Here is a 14320-nt window from a genome sequence, read left to right on the forward strand (position 1 = left end):
ACCCTGTCACGGCCCTGACACGGCCGCTGACACGGTTACGGGTGGGTCATCGACAGCAGGTCGAGGGCCTCGTCGAGCTGCGCCTCCGTCAGGGTGCCCCGGTCGAGGTGGCCCCGGGACACGACCACCTCCCGGATGGTCCGGCCGCTGGCCAGGGCCTCCTTGGCGATGGCGGCGGCCTCGTCGTAGCCGAGGTACCGGTTCAGCGGCGTGACGATCGACGGGGAGCCCGCCGCGTACGACAGCAGCACCTCCTCGTTGGCCGCCAGCCCGTCCACGCAGCGCGCGGCGAACAGCCGGGACACGTTGGCGAGCAGCCGGATCGACTCCAGCAGGTTGCGGGCGATCACCGGCAGCATCACGTTGAGCTCGAAGTCGCCCTGCGAGCCGGCGAACGCGACCGCCGCGTCGTTGCCGATGACCTGGGCGACGACCTGCCGCACCGCCTCGGGCACCACCGGGTTGACCTTCCCCGGCATGATCGACGAGCCCGGCTGCAGGTCCGGCAGGCGCAGCTCGCGCAGCCCGGCCCGCGGCCCGGAACCCATCCACCGGATGTCGTTGGCGATCTTGTACAGGCCGACCGCGATCGTGCGCAGCTGCCCGGACGCCTCCACGAGCGCGTCGCGGGCGCCCTGGGCCTCGAAGTGGTTGCGCGCCTCGGTGAGCGGCAGCCCGGTGGTCGAGGCCAGTTCGGCGATCACCGCGGCGGAGAACGACGGCGGGGTGTTGATGCCGGTGCCGACCGCGGTCCCGCCCAGCGGCAGCTCGCACACCCGGGGCAGCACGGACGCGACGCGGTCGACGCCGTAGCGGACCTGCGCGGCGTAGCCGGAGAACTCCTGCCCGAGCGTCACCGGGGTCGCGTCCATGAGGTGCGTCCGGCCGGCCTTGACCACGGTCGCGAACTCCTCGGACTTCGACGACAGCGCCGCGGCCAGGGCCTCCAGCGCGGGGATCAGCTCGAACGTCAGCGCGGTCGCGGCCGCGATGTGGATCGAGGTGGGGAACACGTCGTTGGACGACTGCGACGCGTTCACGTGGTCGTTCGGGTGTACGGCCCGTCCCAGCAACCGCGACGCGAGGGTGGCGAGGACCTCGTTGACGTTCATGTTGGACGAGGTGCCGGACCCCGTCTGGAACACGTCGATGGGGAACTGCGCGTCGTGCAGCCCGCTGATCACGTCGTCGGCGGCGGCCGCGATCGCGGTGGCCACGTCGGCGCTCAGCACGCCCAGCGACGCGTTCACCGTCGCCGCGGCGGCCTTGATCTGCGCCAGCGCCTTGATGTGCGCCGGCTCGAGGCGGCCACCGGAGATCGGGAAGTTCTCCACCGCCCGCTGCGTCTGCGCCCGCCACAACGCGTCGGCCGGGACGCGGACCTCACCCATCGTGTCGTGCTCCACGCGGAATTCCATACGTTCTACAGTGCCCCGCGCGGGCCTTCGTCAACGAGAAAGTGCGCTCAGATCACAGACGCCGAGCTCCTCGAACAGCATGACCGCCTGTTCGTACCGGCCGAGGCCGGCCAGGGCGCGGGCCTGCTCGTACCGGTCGCCGATCCGGATCGTCTTGGCCAGCGCCTCCTCGTTGAGCTGCCGGGCCTCCTCGTGCATGCCGAGCTCGCGCAGCGTGATCGCCAGGTCGTTGGCGGTGAGGCACTGCCCTGAGACGTCGGCGACCTGCTCCATGAGCGAGCGCGCGGCCCGCTGGCAGGCCACGGCGTCGGCGAGCCGGCCCTGCAGGCGGTGGGCGGTGCCGAGCTTGCTCAGCGTCTCCGCGGAGCCGTACTGGTTGACCGAGTGCTGCTTGAGCACCAGCGCCCGGCGCAGCATCGCCGTCGCCACGGTGAGGTGCCCCAGGTGCAGGTGCACCAGGCCGATCTCGCCGAGCATGATCCCGAACGCGCGCAGGCCGCCCATCCGCCGGGCGACGGCCAGCCCCCGCCGGTTCGCGCTCAGCGCCTGCTGGTAGTTGCCGGCCTGGGTGTGCACGAGCCCGATCGTGCTGTTGATTTTGAACTGCAGGCTCGCCGGCGCCTCGTCCATCTCCAGGGCGGCGGCGGCTTCGGCGGCGGCGATCGCGTCGGCGTACCGGCCGAGCTTGCTGTGCAGCATCGCGGTGTTCGTCAGGGCGGTGCCGACCAGCCGCGGGATGCCCTCCCGTTCGGCGATCCTGGTGACCAGCCGCAGCGTCGACAGCGCCTCCGCCATGCGCCCCATCCGGAAGTACACCGCGGCCAGGTAGTTGCGCGACTCCGCCTCCAGCTCGGGGCTGGGCAGCGTCTTCGCCGCGGCGATGGCGCGCTCGTACAGGTCGAGCTGGGTCTCGCCGTAGCCGAACCCGAACAGGAACGGCGACACCGCCCGAGTCATCAGGCAGATCTGCAGGTGCCGGCCGAGGTCGGAGGCGAGCCGGGCGGCGCCGAGCACGTTGGGCAGCTCCCGCTCCAGCCAGCGCCGGGCCTCCGCGACCCCGCCGAACTCCCGGGCGGTCGCCGGCGGCACGTCCAGCCGCAGCACCGCCCGCGTGTCGGCCAGCTCCAGGAACCTGTTCGCGCCGGCCACGCTGTGCAGGTAGTGATCGAGCAGCCGGTCGACGGCCGCGTCGCCGTCGACCGCGAGCTGCGCCGCGTAGTCTCGCAGCAGGTCGTGCAGCCGGTACCGGCCGGCCGCCGGCGCCTCGACCAGGTGCACGTCGACCAGCTCTTCCAGCAGGTCCTCGGCCTCGGCGACGGGCAGCTGCGCCATCGCGGCCGCCGCGGCCGGCTCGAAGTCCCCCGCCGGGTGCAGGCCGAGCAGCCCGAAGAACCGTTGCAGGTGTACCGGCAGCTGCTGGTACGACAGCGCGAACGCCGCGGCGAGGGTCCGCCCGTCGACGGCCAGCTCCGGCAGCCGCCGGTCCGCGCCGCGCAGCCGCCGGGCCAGGTCCGCGACCGTCCAGCTGGGCCGGTGCTGCAGCCGGGCACCGGCCAGGCGCACCGCCAGCGGCAGCCGCCCGCACAGCTCCACGACCTCCGTCGTGCAGGCCCGGTCGACGAGGGCCCGCGCGCCCACGGTGCGCTCCAGCAGCTCGATGCCCTCCTCCAGCGGCAGCACGTCCAGCGACACGGGCTGCACGCCGTCGAGCCCGCCGAGCCGCCGCCGGCTGGTGATGATCACGCCGGTGTGCGCGGTGCCCGGCAGCAGCGGCAGCACCTGCGCGGAGTCCAGGGCGTTGTCGAGCAGCACGAAGACCCGCCGGTCGGCCAGCTCGGTGCGCCACAGCACCGCGCGGTCGTCCAGCACCGCCGGTACGCGCTCCGCCGGTACCCCCAACTGCCGCAACAGTGCGCCGAGCGCCTCGCCCGGGTCCAGCGGCGCACGGTCGCTGTGCCCGCGCAGGTCCAGGTACAGCTGCCCGTCGGGGAACTGCGGCGACACCGCGTGCGCGGCCCGCACCGCCAGGGTGGTCTTGCCGGTGCCGGCCATCCCGTCGATGGCGAGCACGGCGTGCCGCTCGTCGCTGAGCGCCGCGACGATCCGGCCGAACGCGTCGGCCCGGCCGGCGAAGTCGGCGATGTCGCGGGGCAGGCAGCGGGCGGCGCGGCGCGGCTCGTCGCGCGCCTCGACCGGCCCGAGCAGCAGCGCCACGTCGCCGTTGAGGATCCGCCGGTGCAGCTCCACCAGCTCGGCGCCCGGCTCGATGCCCAGCTCCTCGGCCAGCATGGTCCGGCCGCGGCGGAACACGGCGAGCGCGTCGGCGCGCCTGCCGGTGCGGGCGAGCGCGGTCATCAGGTGGCCGCGGAACTGCTCGTGGTGCGGGTACCGCTCGACCAGGTCGGCGACCTCGGCCAGGATCTCCTCGGCGGCGCCGAGCTTGAGCTCCAGGTCGAGGCAGAGCGACATCGCCGCGGTCCACTGCTCCTCGAGGTGCGCCGCGGACGCCCGGACCGCGTCGGAGTCGACGTCCGCAAGGGGCCGGCCGCGCCACAGCGCGAGCGCGGCCCGCAGCGCGTCCCGCGCGACGGCGAGGTCCCCGTCGGCCGCGGCGGCCCGCCCCCGCTCGACCCGCGCGGCGAACACGGCGGCGTCCAGCTCGTCGGTGCCGACCTTCAGCCGGTACCCGGACGGCTCGGTGATGACGAGCTCCTCGGGCAGCCCGACCCGGCGCAGCAGCTGCCGGAGCCGGGAGACGCAGCTGTGCACCTGCGCCCGCGCGGTCGTCGGCGGGTTGGTGTCCCAGAGCGCCGCGATGACCTGCTGGACCGGCACCAGCTGCCCTTCGCGCAGCAGCAGCAGGGCCAGAAGGATGCGTTCCCGCGGCGCCGCAACCGTGATCTCGGTAACCGGTGTGCGGATCTGCACCGGCCCCAAGATCGAAAACCTGGTCGAATTGCGCATAACCACCCTCTGTGCGGCGCCTGCCTCCCCTCGAAGCTGCACGCGGTAATGCCCGATGGTAGTCAAATGAGAGCGACGAAAGAGCAGCGCCGTGGAGTCTTTTTCATGCAACGCCATGCGCATGCCGGAATGCGTCCAGGTCTTGCAGGGGCTTACTCAACACCCGACCGCGAGCTACTCGGGTCCCGCCCTGCACCGGTCTGGACGAACGGGGATATTTCGGCTATGCGGGGCGCAACCATTTGGTGAGGGGTCGCGCCCAATGACGTGTGCGGCCCCCATTTGCTGTTTCGGCGCCCGGCCGGGGGCGGCACCGCGCCAGCCTTCGCGCACTGCCCTGACCCGCGGCGCGGCTCACTGCCGGCCGACGGTCAGAACGGGCTTCGTCACCTCGGCGGGAGAGGGTGACCACTGGCGGGTGAAATATCCGCGACACGGGCTTATCGGGCGATCCACCGCAGTATCCTCCTGCGCCGTTACCGTGGGCGGGTGGCACGACGAGGAGCGGTCCGCAACTTCGAGACGGCGCTTGGCGCGATCGGTGTGCTGGCGCTCATCATCACGGGCATCCTGGTCACCGGGTGGAACCCGATTCCGAAGGTGTCCGGGGACGTCACCGACTGGTGGGAGAAGGTCGCGTCCAGCAGCGGGAAGCTGTCGGAGCCGCAGACGCTGTGGACGGACCGGGTCGGGGGGCAGCCGTCGGCGGCGGTGATCGCCGGGGACGCGGTCGTCGTGCAGATGCGCGGGACGATCGAGGCGCGGGGGCTGCGCAGCGGTACTGAGCTGTGGACCAAGGAGGCCGACTGGGCCGCGGTCGCCGGCGACGAGGCGAACGTGGTCATGATCGTCGGGCGGCGCGGGAAAGGGCTCGAGGCGCTCAATCCGAGCTCGGGCACGGTGAAGTGGAAGGACGGCGCCGCGGTCGGGGCATGGACGTACCGGGACTCCGTGCTGGTGCTGAGCTGTGACGGCCTGACGGACTGCGCGCTCACGGCGCGGGCGCCGAAGGACGGGGCGCAGATCTGGAAGCTGGCGCTGCCCGGGATCGGCAGGGTGCTGGCCGGGGCCAACAACGACCTGCTCGGCACGCGCCTGCTGTCGGGCACGTACGACGACGCGGTCGAGGCGATGCCCGGGGGCATCCCGGCGATGCTGGGGTTCCCGATCGACCAGCGCGTACAGGTGGTGGACACGCTGACCGGGAAGCGGCTGCGTACCGAGGAGCCGACGACGAGCAGCCGGATCGTGGTGGTCGGCGGGCGGGTGCTGGTCTCGACCGCGGCGCCGAAGGACGGCAACTGCCGCTTCAGCCTGGAGGCGCGCGACCCCGCCACCGGCAAGGCGGTGTGGCGCAAGGACGGCTACGACCTGCGCACCTCGTCGGGGGCGGGCTGCGAGCAGCGCCGGGACCCGGCCGGCGCGGACACGGTGATCGCGGCGACGCGGGGCGACAACCGGGAGGTGTTCCTGTCGCCGCGGGACGGGCGCGAGCTGTTCGTGGGCGCGCCCGGTGACACGCTCGTCGCGGCCGACAGCCAGTACGGGCTGATCCGCGGCGCCGACAAGAAGACGCTGCAGGTGATCAACCTGACCACCGGCAAGACCGCGTGGACGCAGCAGATCGGGGAGAAGGCCGACGTGGCGATCACCCGCTACGCGGTGCTGGTCAACGACACGGGGGCGGGGACGTTGAAGGCGTACAAGCCGGACAGCGGCAGCCTGCGCCTGGACGCGAAGACCACGTCCGACGTGCTCGGCGTCGGCCCCGACGGGCTGATGATCTCCCGCGGCCGCAATCTCGGGTTCCTGCCGTTCAGCTAGAACGCGACTTGGATCACCACGGCGGGCCGGCCCGCGCTAGCGGTGCTCCATGACCAGCGTGAAGGACGTGCCGGGGGCCAGCGCCTCGTACACGTGCGGCACGTCGCCAGGGAACGAGCAGTAGTCGTGCACGTCCAGGTCGACGGTGGCGTCGGCCGGGCCGACCCGGAGCCGGCCACTCATCAGGATCACGTGCTCGACGGTGCCGGGCAGGTGCGCGTCGGCCTTGCGCGGGCCGCCCATGCCGATCCGCATCAGGTAGATGTCGCGGCGGGCGCCCGGCGGGCAGGTGGCCAGCAGCGTGCCGGCGAAGTCGGCCTGTTCGGCCTGGACCGACGAGCCCTCGCCGGCCCGGATCACCCGCGGGGCGGGCGGCTCGGGCGGCTCGACCAGCCGGCTGAACGGCACGTTGAGCGCCACCGCCAGGGCCCACAGCGTCTCGATGTTGGGGTTGCCCGAGCCGGACTCCAGCTGGTGGAGGGTCGACTTGGCGATGCCGGCCCGCTTGGCGACCTCGCTCAAAGACAGCTGCGCGCGGTCCCGCTCGCGGCGCAGTGCGGCGGCGATGAACTCCAGCGGCGCGCCCATCGGACTCCCGTTCGGTGTAGCAAACGATGCATTCGGCTTGACGAACACGTGGTACTGCGTCCAGCATAACGAACCATGCGTTCGATGCTCCGAACAGATCCCATGGTGCGTGACGTGGGGGCACTGTGCGCGGCCGCGGTGGTGGTCGGGCTGTCGTTCGGCGCCATCGCCACCGCCGCGGGCCTGCCGCTCAGCCAGATCGTGGTGATGTCCGCGTTCGTGTACGCCGGTGGCGCCCAGTTCCTCGCCGTCGGCCTGGTCTCCGCGGGCGGGACGGCGCTGGCGATCATCCTCGCCGGCCTGTTGCTCAACGCCCGGCACCTGCCGTTCGGGCTGGCGGTCGGCAACGAGACCCTCGGCGGGTCCCGCTGGCGGCGGGTGGTCGGCAGCCACATCCTGACCGACGAGTCGGTGGCGTTCGCGCTGGCGCAGGACGACCCGGCCCGGCGCCGCCGCGCGTACTGGCTCACCGGCACCGCGCTGTTCGTCACGTGGAACATCTCGTCCACCGTCGGCGCGATCGTCGGCAGTACCCTCGGCGACCCCAACCGCTACGGCATCGACGCGGCCTTCCCGGCGGCGCTGCTGGCGCTGACCCTGCCGTCGCTGAAGGACAAGATCGCCGTGCGGGTCGCGGTCACCGGGGCGGCCGTCGCGCTGGTCGCCACGCCGTTCCTGCCGGCCGGGCTGCCGGTGCTGCTGGCCCTGCTCGGGCTCGCGTTCGCCCTTCCCGTGCCGTCCTCGCGCACCCGTACCACCGCTGCCTCTGGAGAAGAATCGTGAGCTGGATCGCGATCGTCGCGCTGGCCGCCGGCACCTACGCGCTGCGCTTCGCCGGACCGGCCCTGCGCAGCAGGATCACCGTCTCCGAGGCCGTCAAGCGCTACCTGACCCTCGCCGCCGTGGCGCTGCTCGCCGCGCTCATCGGCACCGCCGCGCTGCTGGACGGCACCGAGTTCGTCGGCGTCGCGCGCCCCGCCGGTGTCGCCGTCGGCGCCGTCCTCGCCTGGCGGAAACTGCCGTTCGTCGTCGTGGTGGTCGCCGCCGCGGTCACCGCCGCCCTGCTCAGGCTGGCCGGAATCCAGTAACTACAGTCGAGGGCATGCCAGAGTTCGCGTTCTCGCCGCTGCTGCCGATCGGACCCGACACCACCGAATACCGGCTGGTCACCAGCGACGGGATCGGCCGCGACGGGCGGTTCCTCACCGTCACCCCGGAGGCGCTGACCCGTCTCACCGACGAGGCGATGCACGACATCGCGCACTTCCTGCGCCCCGCCCACCTCGCCCAGCTCCGCTCGATCATCGACGACCCCCTGGCCTCGCCCAACGACCGGTTCGTCGCGCTCGACCTGCTGCGCAACGCCAACATCGCGGCCGGCGGCGTGCTGCCCATGTGCCAGGACACCGGCACCGCGATCGTCATGGGCAAGCGCGGCCGGTTCGTCCTCACCGACGGCAACGACGAAGAGGCCATCGCCCGCGGCGTCTACGACGCCTACACCCGTCTCAACCTGCGCTACTCGCAGCTCGCCCCGCTCACCATGTGGGACGAGAAGAACACCGGGTCCAACCTGCCCGCCCAGATCGAGCTGTACGCCGAAGGCGACAACGCGTACAAGTTCCTGTTCATGGCCAAGGGCGGCGGCTCGGCCAACAAGAGCTACCTCTACCAGGAGACGAAGGCCCTGCTCAATCCGACGCGGATGATGCAGTTCCTGGAGGAGAAGCTGCGGCTGATCGGCACCGCCGCGTGCCCGCCGTATCACTTGGCGGTCGTCATCGGCGGTACGTCCGGCGAACATGCCCTCAAGACGGCGAAGCTGGCCTCCGCGAAGTACCTCGACACGCTGCCGACGGCGGGCTCGCCCACCGGCCACGGGTTCCGCGACCTGGAGCTGGAGGCCGAGGTGCTGCAGCTGACCCGCGAGTTCGGCATCGGCGCGCAGTTCGGCGGCCGGTACTTCTGCCACGACGTGCGCGTCGTGCGCCTCCCGCGCCACGGCGCCTCCTGCCCCGTCGCGATCGCCGTCTCCTGCTCCGCCGACCGCCAGGCCGTCGGGAAGATCACCGAGTCCGGGATCTGGCTGGAGCAGCTGGAGCGCGACCCGGCCCGCTTCCTGCCCGACGTCACCGACGAGCACCTCGACGACGACGTGGTCGCCGTCGACCTGACCCGCCCCATGGCCGAGATCCGCGCCCAGCTCGCGACGCTGCCGGTCAAGACCCGCCTGTCGCTGACCGGCCCGCTGGTCGTGGCCCGCGACATCGCCCACGCCAAGATCGCCGAGCGCCTGGACGCGGGCGAGCCGATGCCCGCGTACCTGCGCGACCACGCCGTCTACTACGCCGGCCCGGCGAAGACCCCGTCCGGCTACGCGTCCGGCTCGTTCGGCCCGACGACCGCCGGCCGCATGGACGCGTACGTCGCGAAGTTCCAGGCCGCGGGCGGCTCCCTGGTGATGCTCGCCAAGGGCAACCGGTCCAAGCAGGTCACCGAGGCCTGCCAGCAGTTCGGCGGCTTCTACCTCGGCTCGATCGGCGGCCCTGCCGCCCGGCTCGCCCAGGACTGCATCAAGCACGTCGAGGTCATCGAGTACCCCGAGCTGGGCATGGAAGCGGTCTGGAAGATCGACGTGGTGGACTTCCCGGCCTTCATCGTGGTCGACGACAAGGGCAACGACTTCTTCGCCGAGGTGACCAAGCCCACGCTGACCCTGCAGATCGGCCGGTAGCAGCCACAGGTTGGCGGCGACCCGAATGACCTCTTCGAGGTCGCCGCCGGAGAGGTTGGCGACACGGCACGCGACAGCTGGAGTCGCAGATCATACCGGCAGGTCACGGCCGCTCGCGGGCGATCTTGTCCGGTTGATCGAAGTCGCGACGTGGTCGTCCAGATGGCCAGGACGCGACTTGGATCACCACGGCGGCCCGGCCGGGCGAAACGGTGGCTGGGGCTGATTGGCCCGCTGAGGGCCGCCCCACGGAGGGGAGTCGCTCGCCGCACCCGCACGGCGGGAACCACACCACCCACCCGGTGAACGTTCGTGGTCACAGTCCTAGCCGGCGAGCCGGGCGGCGGCGGTCACGAGGGGGAGGGTGCGGTGTGGGATCTGCTCGGCCAGGGCGATGATCGTCGAGGAGCGTTCGATGCCGTCGAACCCCATCACCCGGTCGATCACCCGCTGCAGGTCCGAGTTCGACCGGGCCACGATGCGGCACATCAGGTCGCCCGAGCCGGTGATGGTGTGGGCCTCGAGGACCTCAGGGATCTCGGCCAGGTGGGCGGCGACCGGGTCGTGGCCGAAGCGCTGGCGGATCTCCAGGGTGACGAAGGCCGTGACGCCGTAGCCCAGGGCCGCCGGGTCGATGTCGGGGCCGTAGCCGCGGATCACGCCGCGCTCGGTGAGGCGGTCGAGCCGGGCCTGGACCGTGCCGCGGGCGACGTGCAGCCGGCGGGAGCACTCCAGCACCCCGATGCGGGGTTCGGCGGCCAGCAGGCCGATCAGCCGCGCGTCCAGCGCGTCGATCGGGTTAGGCATTTTGTCCACCCGTACCCCCGGAGTCTCCGACAACATGAGCAACTTGACCATGCAGAATAGCGTTCCTTGCCCAGCTGATGGTGCGGAGCCAGGCTTGGGCGTATGACCCGCGCTATCGAGGACATCAACGAGCTCATCGGTGCTGTCGAGCGTGACGTGTCGCATGACCCGTTCCCGCTGACCGGGCTCGATCACGTCAGGTTCTACGTCGGCAACGCCAAGCAGGCCGCGCACTACTATTCGACGGCGTTCGGGATGACCCTGGTCGCGTACCGGGGGCCCGAGCAGGGGTACCGCGACCATGCGGAGTACGTGCTGAAGTCCGGCTCGGCGGTGTTCGTGCTGGCCGGCGGCGTGCACCGGCAGGCGGCCGCGACGCAGCACTACGAGCGGCACGGCGACGGCATCGCCGACATCGCGCTGGAGGTCCCGGACGTCGACACCGCCTATGCGCACGCGCTGCGGCAGGGCGCGACGGGCCTGGAGGCCCCGCACGACGAGGAGGACGAGCACGGCACCGTCCGGGTCGCGGCGATCGCGGCGTACGGCGAGACCCGCCACACCCTGATCGACCGGTCGCGTTACAGCGGCCCGTGGCGGCCGGGGTTCGTGGCGAGGCAGCCGATCGTGACGCCGCCGGCGAGGCGGTTCTTCCAGGCCGTGGACCACGTGGTCGGCAACGTCGAGCTGGGCCGCATGGACGAGTGGGTCGAGTTCTACAACCGGGTCATGGGCTTCACCAACATGGCCGAGTTCGTCGGCGACGACATCGCCACCGAGTACTCCGCGCTGATGAGCAAGGTCGTGGCCAGCGGCACCCGCAAGGTGAAGTTCCCGCTCAACGAGCCCGCCGTGTCGCGCAAGAAGTCACAGATCGACGAGTACCTGGAGTTCTACGGCGGGCCGGGCGCCCAGCACATCGCGCTGGCCACCGGCGACATCCTGCGTACCGTCGACGTGATGCGGGCCGCCGGGGTGGAGTTCCTGGCCACGCCCGACTCGTACTACGACGACCCCGAGCTGCGGGCGCGCATCGGCCGGGTCCGGGTGCCGATCGAGGATCTGAAGGCCCGCGGCATCCTGGTCGACCGGGACGAGGACGGCTACCTGCTGCAGATCTTCACCAAGCCCGTGCAGGACCGCCCGACGGTGTTCTTCGAGCTGATCGAGCGGCACGGGTCACTGGGCTTCGGCAAGGGCAACTTCAAGGCGCTGTTCGAGGCAATCGAGCGGGAACAGGAACGTCGCGGGAACCTGTAACACTATCGGGGTGAGCTACCCGCAACCGCCGCAGCACAACCCATATGCACAGGGTCCACCTCCTGGTTACCCGCAGGGCGCCTACGGCGTGCCGGCGCAGGCCTACTACGGCCCTGCGCCGGTGCCGCTGGCGCCGACCGGCCAGCCGCTCGCCGGGTTCGGCGCGCGGCTCGGCGCGTACCTGATCGACGCCATCGTGTTCGTCGCACTGTCGATGCTGGTGATCGTCCCGGCGATCATCGCGATGATCGCCTGGATCGGCACGCAGGCCTCCCAGCTGGAGACCGACCCGGTCACCGGCGAGCTGCTCGGCGAGCCCGACCCGGCGCTGTTCGTCGGCCCGATCATTCTCGGCTACGTCGCGATCTTCGCGGTGATGTTCGGCCTGAGCTACGTGTACTACGTCGAGCTGTTCCCGAGCCGCCGCGGTGTCACACTGGGCAAGCGGGCGCTCGGCCTGATGCTCATCCGGCTCGACGACCCGTCGGCGCCGATCACCCGGGGCGTGGCCGCGAAGCGGTGGCTGATGCAGTACGTCGTCGCGATGTTCGTCCCGTTCTTCTCCTGGATCGACGGGCTGTGGCAGCTGTGGGACAAGCCGTTCCAGCAGTGCCTGCACGACAAGGTCGCACAGACGGTTGTGGTAAAGGTCAACAGGTGACAGCTCCAGGTTGGTACAAGGACCCCGTCGACCAGACCGTCCAGCGGTACTGGGACGGTGAGGGCTGGCTCGGTGACCCCATCCCCGCGGATGCGGTCCCACCGGCGGGGCCACCAGCCGTCGCCCCGCCGCCGCCGCCACCACCGACGCCCACGCCCGCGCCGCAGATGGGCGCGGTCATCCTGCCGCCGGGCACGCCCGTGCCACCCGGCGGCTTCCCACCGGGCCAGCTGCCGCCCGGCGCCGTCGTGCTGCCACCCGGCACGCCGCTGCCGCCGGGCGTGCAGCCGCAGGGCACGCTGCCGCCGGGCGGGTATCCGTCCGGCGCCGTCCAGGTGCTCCTGCCGCCGCAGTCCGCCGCGGTCATGCAGGGCGCGGCGGCGATGCCGCACGGCCGACAGGTCGCCGGGCTCGGTGCGCGGCTGCTCGCCCGGCTCGTCGACATCGCCGTGCTGCTGCTGATCAACACTGCGGTCACCGGCTGGTTCGTCTACCAGTACCTGCGCGAGTCGTGGCCGGTCTACCGCGAGATGTACCAGCGGATCCTGGCCAACGAGTCGACCGGCGACATCGTGCAGTCCGAGCGCTCCGGCACGCTGCAGGTGGTGATCCTGATCCTCATCGCGGCCCTCTGGTTCGCCTACGAGGTGCCCGCGATCGCCAACAACGGCCAGACCTTCGGCAAGCGGCTGCTGAAGATCAAGGTCATGCGCATGGAGAGCGAGGACCGCATCGGCTACGGCCGCGCCATCCGCCGGTGGAACCCATTGGGCCTGTCGGTGCTGCTGTGGACCTGCGGCGTCGGGTTCGTGCTGCAGTTCCTCGACAGCCTCTCCCCGGTGATCGACTGGCCGCTGCACCGCGCCTTCCACGACCGTTCGGCCGGCACCGTCGTGGTGCGGGACGTCCAGCCGCCATCACAGCCCACCGGAGATTCGTCATGACCCGCCTCACCCGCCCAGACCTCGACGCCCTGCCCGCCTACGTCGCCGGCCGCACCGTGCCCGGAGCGATCAAGCTGGCCAGCAACGAGGTCCCCTATGGCCCGCTGCCCGGTGTCGTCGAGGCGGTCACCGCGTCGATCGCCGGCGCCCACCGGTACCCGGACCCGGGCGCCACCGCGCTGCGCGCCGCGCTCAGCGAGCGCCTCGGCGTCGACGCGGACCGCATCGCCACCGGCTGCGGGTCGGTCGCCCTCACCGAGCACCTCTTCCGGGTCACCTGCCTGCCCGGCGACGAGGCCGTCTACGCCTGGCGGTCCTTCGAGGCGTACCCGATCATCGCCGCCACGACCGCCGCCACCAGCGTCCGGGTGCCCAACACCGCCTCGCACGCGCACGACCTGCCGGCCATGGCCGCCGCGATCACCGACCAGACCCGGCTCGTCGTCGTCTGCAACCCGAACAACCCGACCGGCACCGCCTGCCGCCGCGCGGAGCTCGACGCGTTCCTGGACGCCGTGCCGCCGACGGTGCTCGTGGCCCTCGACGAGGCGTACCGCGAGTTCGTCACCGACCCCGACGTGCCCGACGGCCTCGAGGTGTACGGCGACCGGCCCAACGTCGTCGTCCTGCGCACGCTGTCCAAGGCGTGGGGCCTCGCCGGCCTGCGGATCGGGTACCTGGTCGGCTCGCCGGAGGTCGCCGCCGCCGTCCGCAAGGTCGTCACGCCGTTCTCGACCTCGGCGACGGCGCAGGCCGCGGCGCTCGCCGCGCTGCAGGCCTCCGATGAGATGCAGCGCCGGGTCGACCTGATCACCGCCGAGCGCGAACGGGTCGTCGACGCCGTCCGCAAGGTGTACCCCGACGTGCCCGACACGCAGTCGAACTTCTTCTGGCTGCCCCTGGGCGACGCCGCGCTGGACTTCGCCGCGAAGTGCGAGGAGTCGGGCGTGATCGTGCGGGCCTTCGCGGGCGACGGGGTGAGGGTGACGATCAGCTCGCCGGGCGAGAACGACGCCTTCCTCGACTGCCTCTGAGGCTGCCCTCATCGCGTCCGTGCCCGGGCGCGGGGTGACCGGGTGCGGGGTGCCCGGGTGCGGAATGTACCGATCGGGGTGCGGTG

The 14320-nt window shown here is 71.8% G+C and carries 12 protein-coding genes; 8 read left to right on the plus strand and 4 right to left on the minus strand.

Annotated features, from left to right (window positions below; translation table 11 throughout):
• Positions 1-35: 35 nt before the first annotated feature.
• Both AB0H83_RS41565 and AB0H83_RS41570 read right to left on the minus strand, forming a co-directional pair.
• Positions 36-1418: a class II fumarate hydratase gene (locus AB0H83_RS41565; RefSeq protein ID WP_360105806.1), complete on the minus strand. Its 1383-nt coding sequence runs from the start codon at positions 1416-1418 to the stop codon at positions 36-38.
• Between the two features lie 30 nt (positions 1419-1448).
• Positions 1449-4346, minus strand: a complete 2898-nt coding sequence (locus tag AB0H83_RS41570; RefSeq protein ID WP_360105809.1) for a BTAD domain-containing putative transcriptional regulator — start codon at positions 4344-4346, stop codon at positions 1449-1451.
• A gap of 525 nt (positions 4347-4871) precedes the next feature.
• Between AB0H83_RS41570 and AB0H83_RS41575 the strand changes: the two genes are divergently transcribed.
• Positions 4872-6206, plus strand: coding sequence for a PQQ-binding-like beta-propeller repeat protein (locus tag AB0H83_RS41575; protein ID WP_360105812.1), 1335 nt, complete (start codon positions 4872-4874; stop codon positions 6204-6206).
• Between the two features lie 36 nt (positions 6207-6242).
• Here the strand turns inward: AB0H83_RS41575 and AB0H83_RS41580 are convergent, their stop codons facing one another.
• Entirely contained in the window at positions 6243-6794 is a 552-nt protein-coding gene (locus AB0H83_RS41580; RefSeq protein WP_360105815.1) for a helix-turn-helix domain-containing protein, read from the minus strand.
• A gap of 84 nt (positions 6795-6878) precedes the next feature.
• On the opposite strand from AB0H83_RS41580, the gene AB0H83_RS41585 reads away from it, so the two are divergent.
• From AB0H83_RS41585 to AB0H83_RS41595, 3 genes are read left to right on the plus strand one after another with little or no spacing between them, the layout of a single operon-like run.
• Complete coding sequence (locus tag AB0H83_RS41585; protein WP_360105819.1) at positions 6879-7577, plus strand: AzlC family ABC transporter permease; 699 nt, start codon at positions 6879-6881, stop codon at positions 7575-7577.
• Entirely contained in the window at positions 7574-7882 is a 309-nt protein-coding gene (locus AB0H83_RS41590; RefSeq protein WP_360105822.1) for an AzlD domain-containing protein, read from the plus strand. The genes AB0H83_RS41585 and AB0H83_RS41590 overlap by 4 nt, the downstream gene beginning before the upstream one ends.
• Before the next feature lie 14 nt (positions 7883-7896).
• Complete coding sequence (locus tag AB0H83_RS41595) at positions 7897-9528, plus strand: fumarate hydratase (RefSeq protein WP_360105825.1); 1632 nt, start codon at positions 7897-7899, stop codon at positions 9526-9528.
• Positions 9529-9852: 324 nt separating this feature from the next.
• On the opposite strand, the gene AB0H83_RS41600 is transcribed toward AB0H83_RS41595, so the two are convergent.
• Positions 9853-10335: an Lrp/AsnC family transcriptional regulator gene (locus tag AB0H83_RS41600; protein ID WP_360105827.1), complete on the minus strand. Its 483-nt coding sequence runs from the start codon at positions 10333-10335 to the stop codon at positions 9853-9855.
• A 102-nt stretch (positions 10336-10437) separates the two neighbouring features.
• On the opposite strand from AB0H83_RS41600, the gene hppD reads away from it, so the two are divergent.
• The 4 genes from hppD to hisC are packed head-to-tail and all read left to right on the plus strand — an operon-like array spanning position 10438 to position 14234.
• Complete coding sequence (gene hppD, locus AB0H83_RS41605; RefSeq protein WP_360105829.1) at positions 10438-11595, plus strand: 4-hydroxyphenylpyruvate dioxygenase; 1158 nt, start codon at positions 10438-10440, stop codon at positions 11593-11595.
• A gap of 10 nt (positions 11596-11605) precedes the next feature.
• Positions 11606-12256: an RDD family protein gene (locus AB0H83_RS41610; protein ID WP_360105832.1), complete on the plus strand. Its 651-nt coding sequence runs from the start codon at positions 11606-11608 to the stop codon at positions 12254-12256.
• A complete protein-coding gene (locus AB0H83_RS41615; RefSeq protein ID WP_360105835.1) occupies positions 12253-13200 on the plus strand; it encodes an RDD family protein in 948 nt (315 codons plus the stop codon). The genes AB0H83_RS41610 and AB0H83_RS41615 overlap by 4 nt, the downstream gene beginning before the upstream one ends.
• Complete coding sequence (gene hisC / locus AB0H83_RS41620) at positions 13197-14234, plus strand: histidinol-phosphate transaminase (RefSeq protein ID WP_360105838.1); 1038 nt, start codon at positions 13197-13199, stop codon at positions 14232-14234. Before AB0H83_RS41615 ends, hisC begins: the two co-directional genes overlap by 4 nt.
• Positions 14235-14320: the final 86 nt, after the last annotated feature.

It is taken from the genome of Dactylosporangium sp. NPDC050688, from assembly GCF_040654515.1.
GTDB lineage: Bacteria > Actinomycetota > Actinomycetes > Mycobacteriales > Micromonosporaceae > Dactylosporangium.

What these genes read in the sequence shown, in the direction of transcription:
- AB0H83_RS41565 (WP_360105806.1), bottom strand. Translation starts at nt 1,418, where the DNA reads ATGGAATTCCGCGTGGAGCACGACACGATGGGTGAGGTCCGCGTCCCG.
- hisC (WP_360105838.1), top strand. Translation starts at nt 13,197, where the DNA reads ATGACCCGCCTCACCCGCCCAGACCTCGACGCCCTGCCCGCCTACGTC.
- AB0H83_RS41580 (WP_360105815.1), bottom strand. Translation starts at nt 6,794, where the DNA reads ATGGGCGCGCCGCTGGAGTTCATCGCCGCCGCACTGCGCCGCGAGCGG.
- hppD (WP_360105829.1), top strand. Translation starts at nt 10,438, where the DNA reads ATGACCCGCGCTATCGAGGACATCAACGAGCTCATCGGTGCTGTCGAG.
- AB0H83_RS41600 (WP_360105827.1), bottom strand. Translation starts at nt 10,335, where the DNA reads ATGCCTAACCCGATCGACGCGCTGGACGCGCGGCTGATCGGCCTGCTG.
- AB0H83_RS41585 (WP_360105819.1), top strand. Translation starts at nt 6,879, where the DNA reads ATGCTCCGAACAGATCCCATGGTGCGTGACGTGGGGGCACTGTGCGCG.
- AB0H83_RS41595 (WP_360105825.1), top strand. Translation starts at nt 7,897, where the DNA reads ATGCCAGAGTTCGCGTTCTCGCCGCTGCTGCCGATCGGACCCGACACC.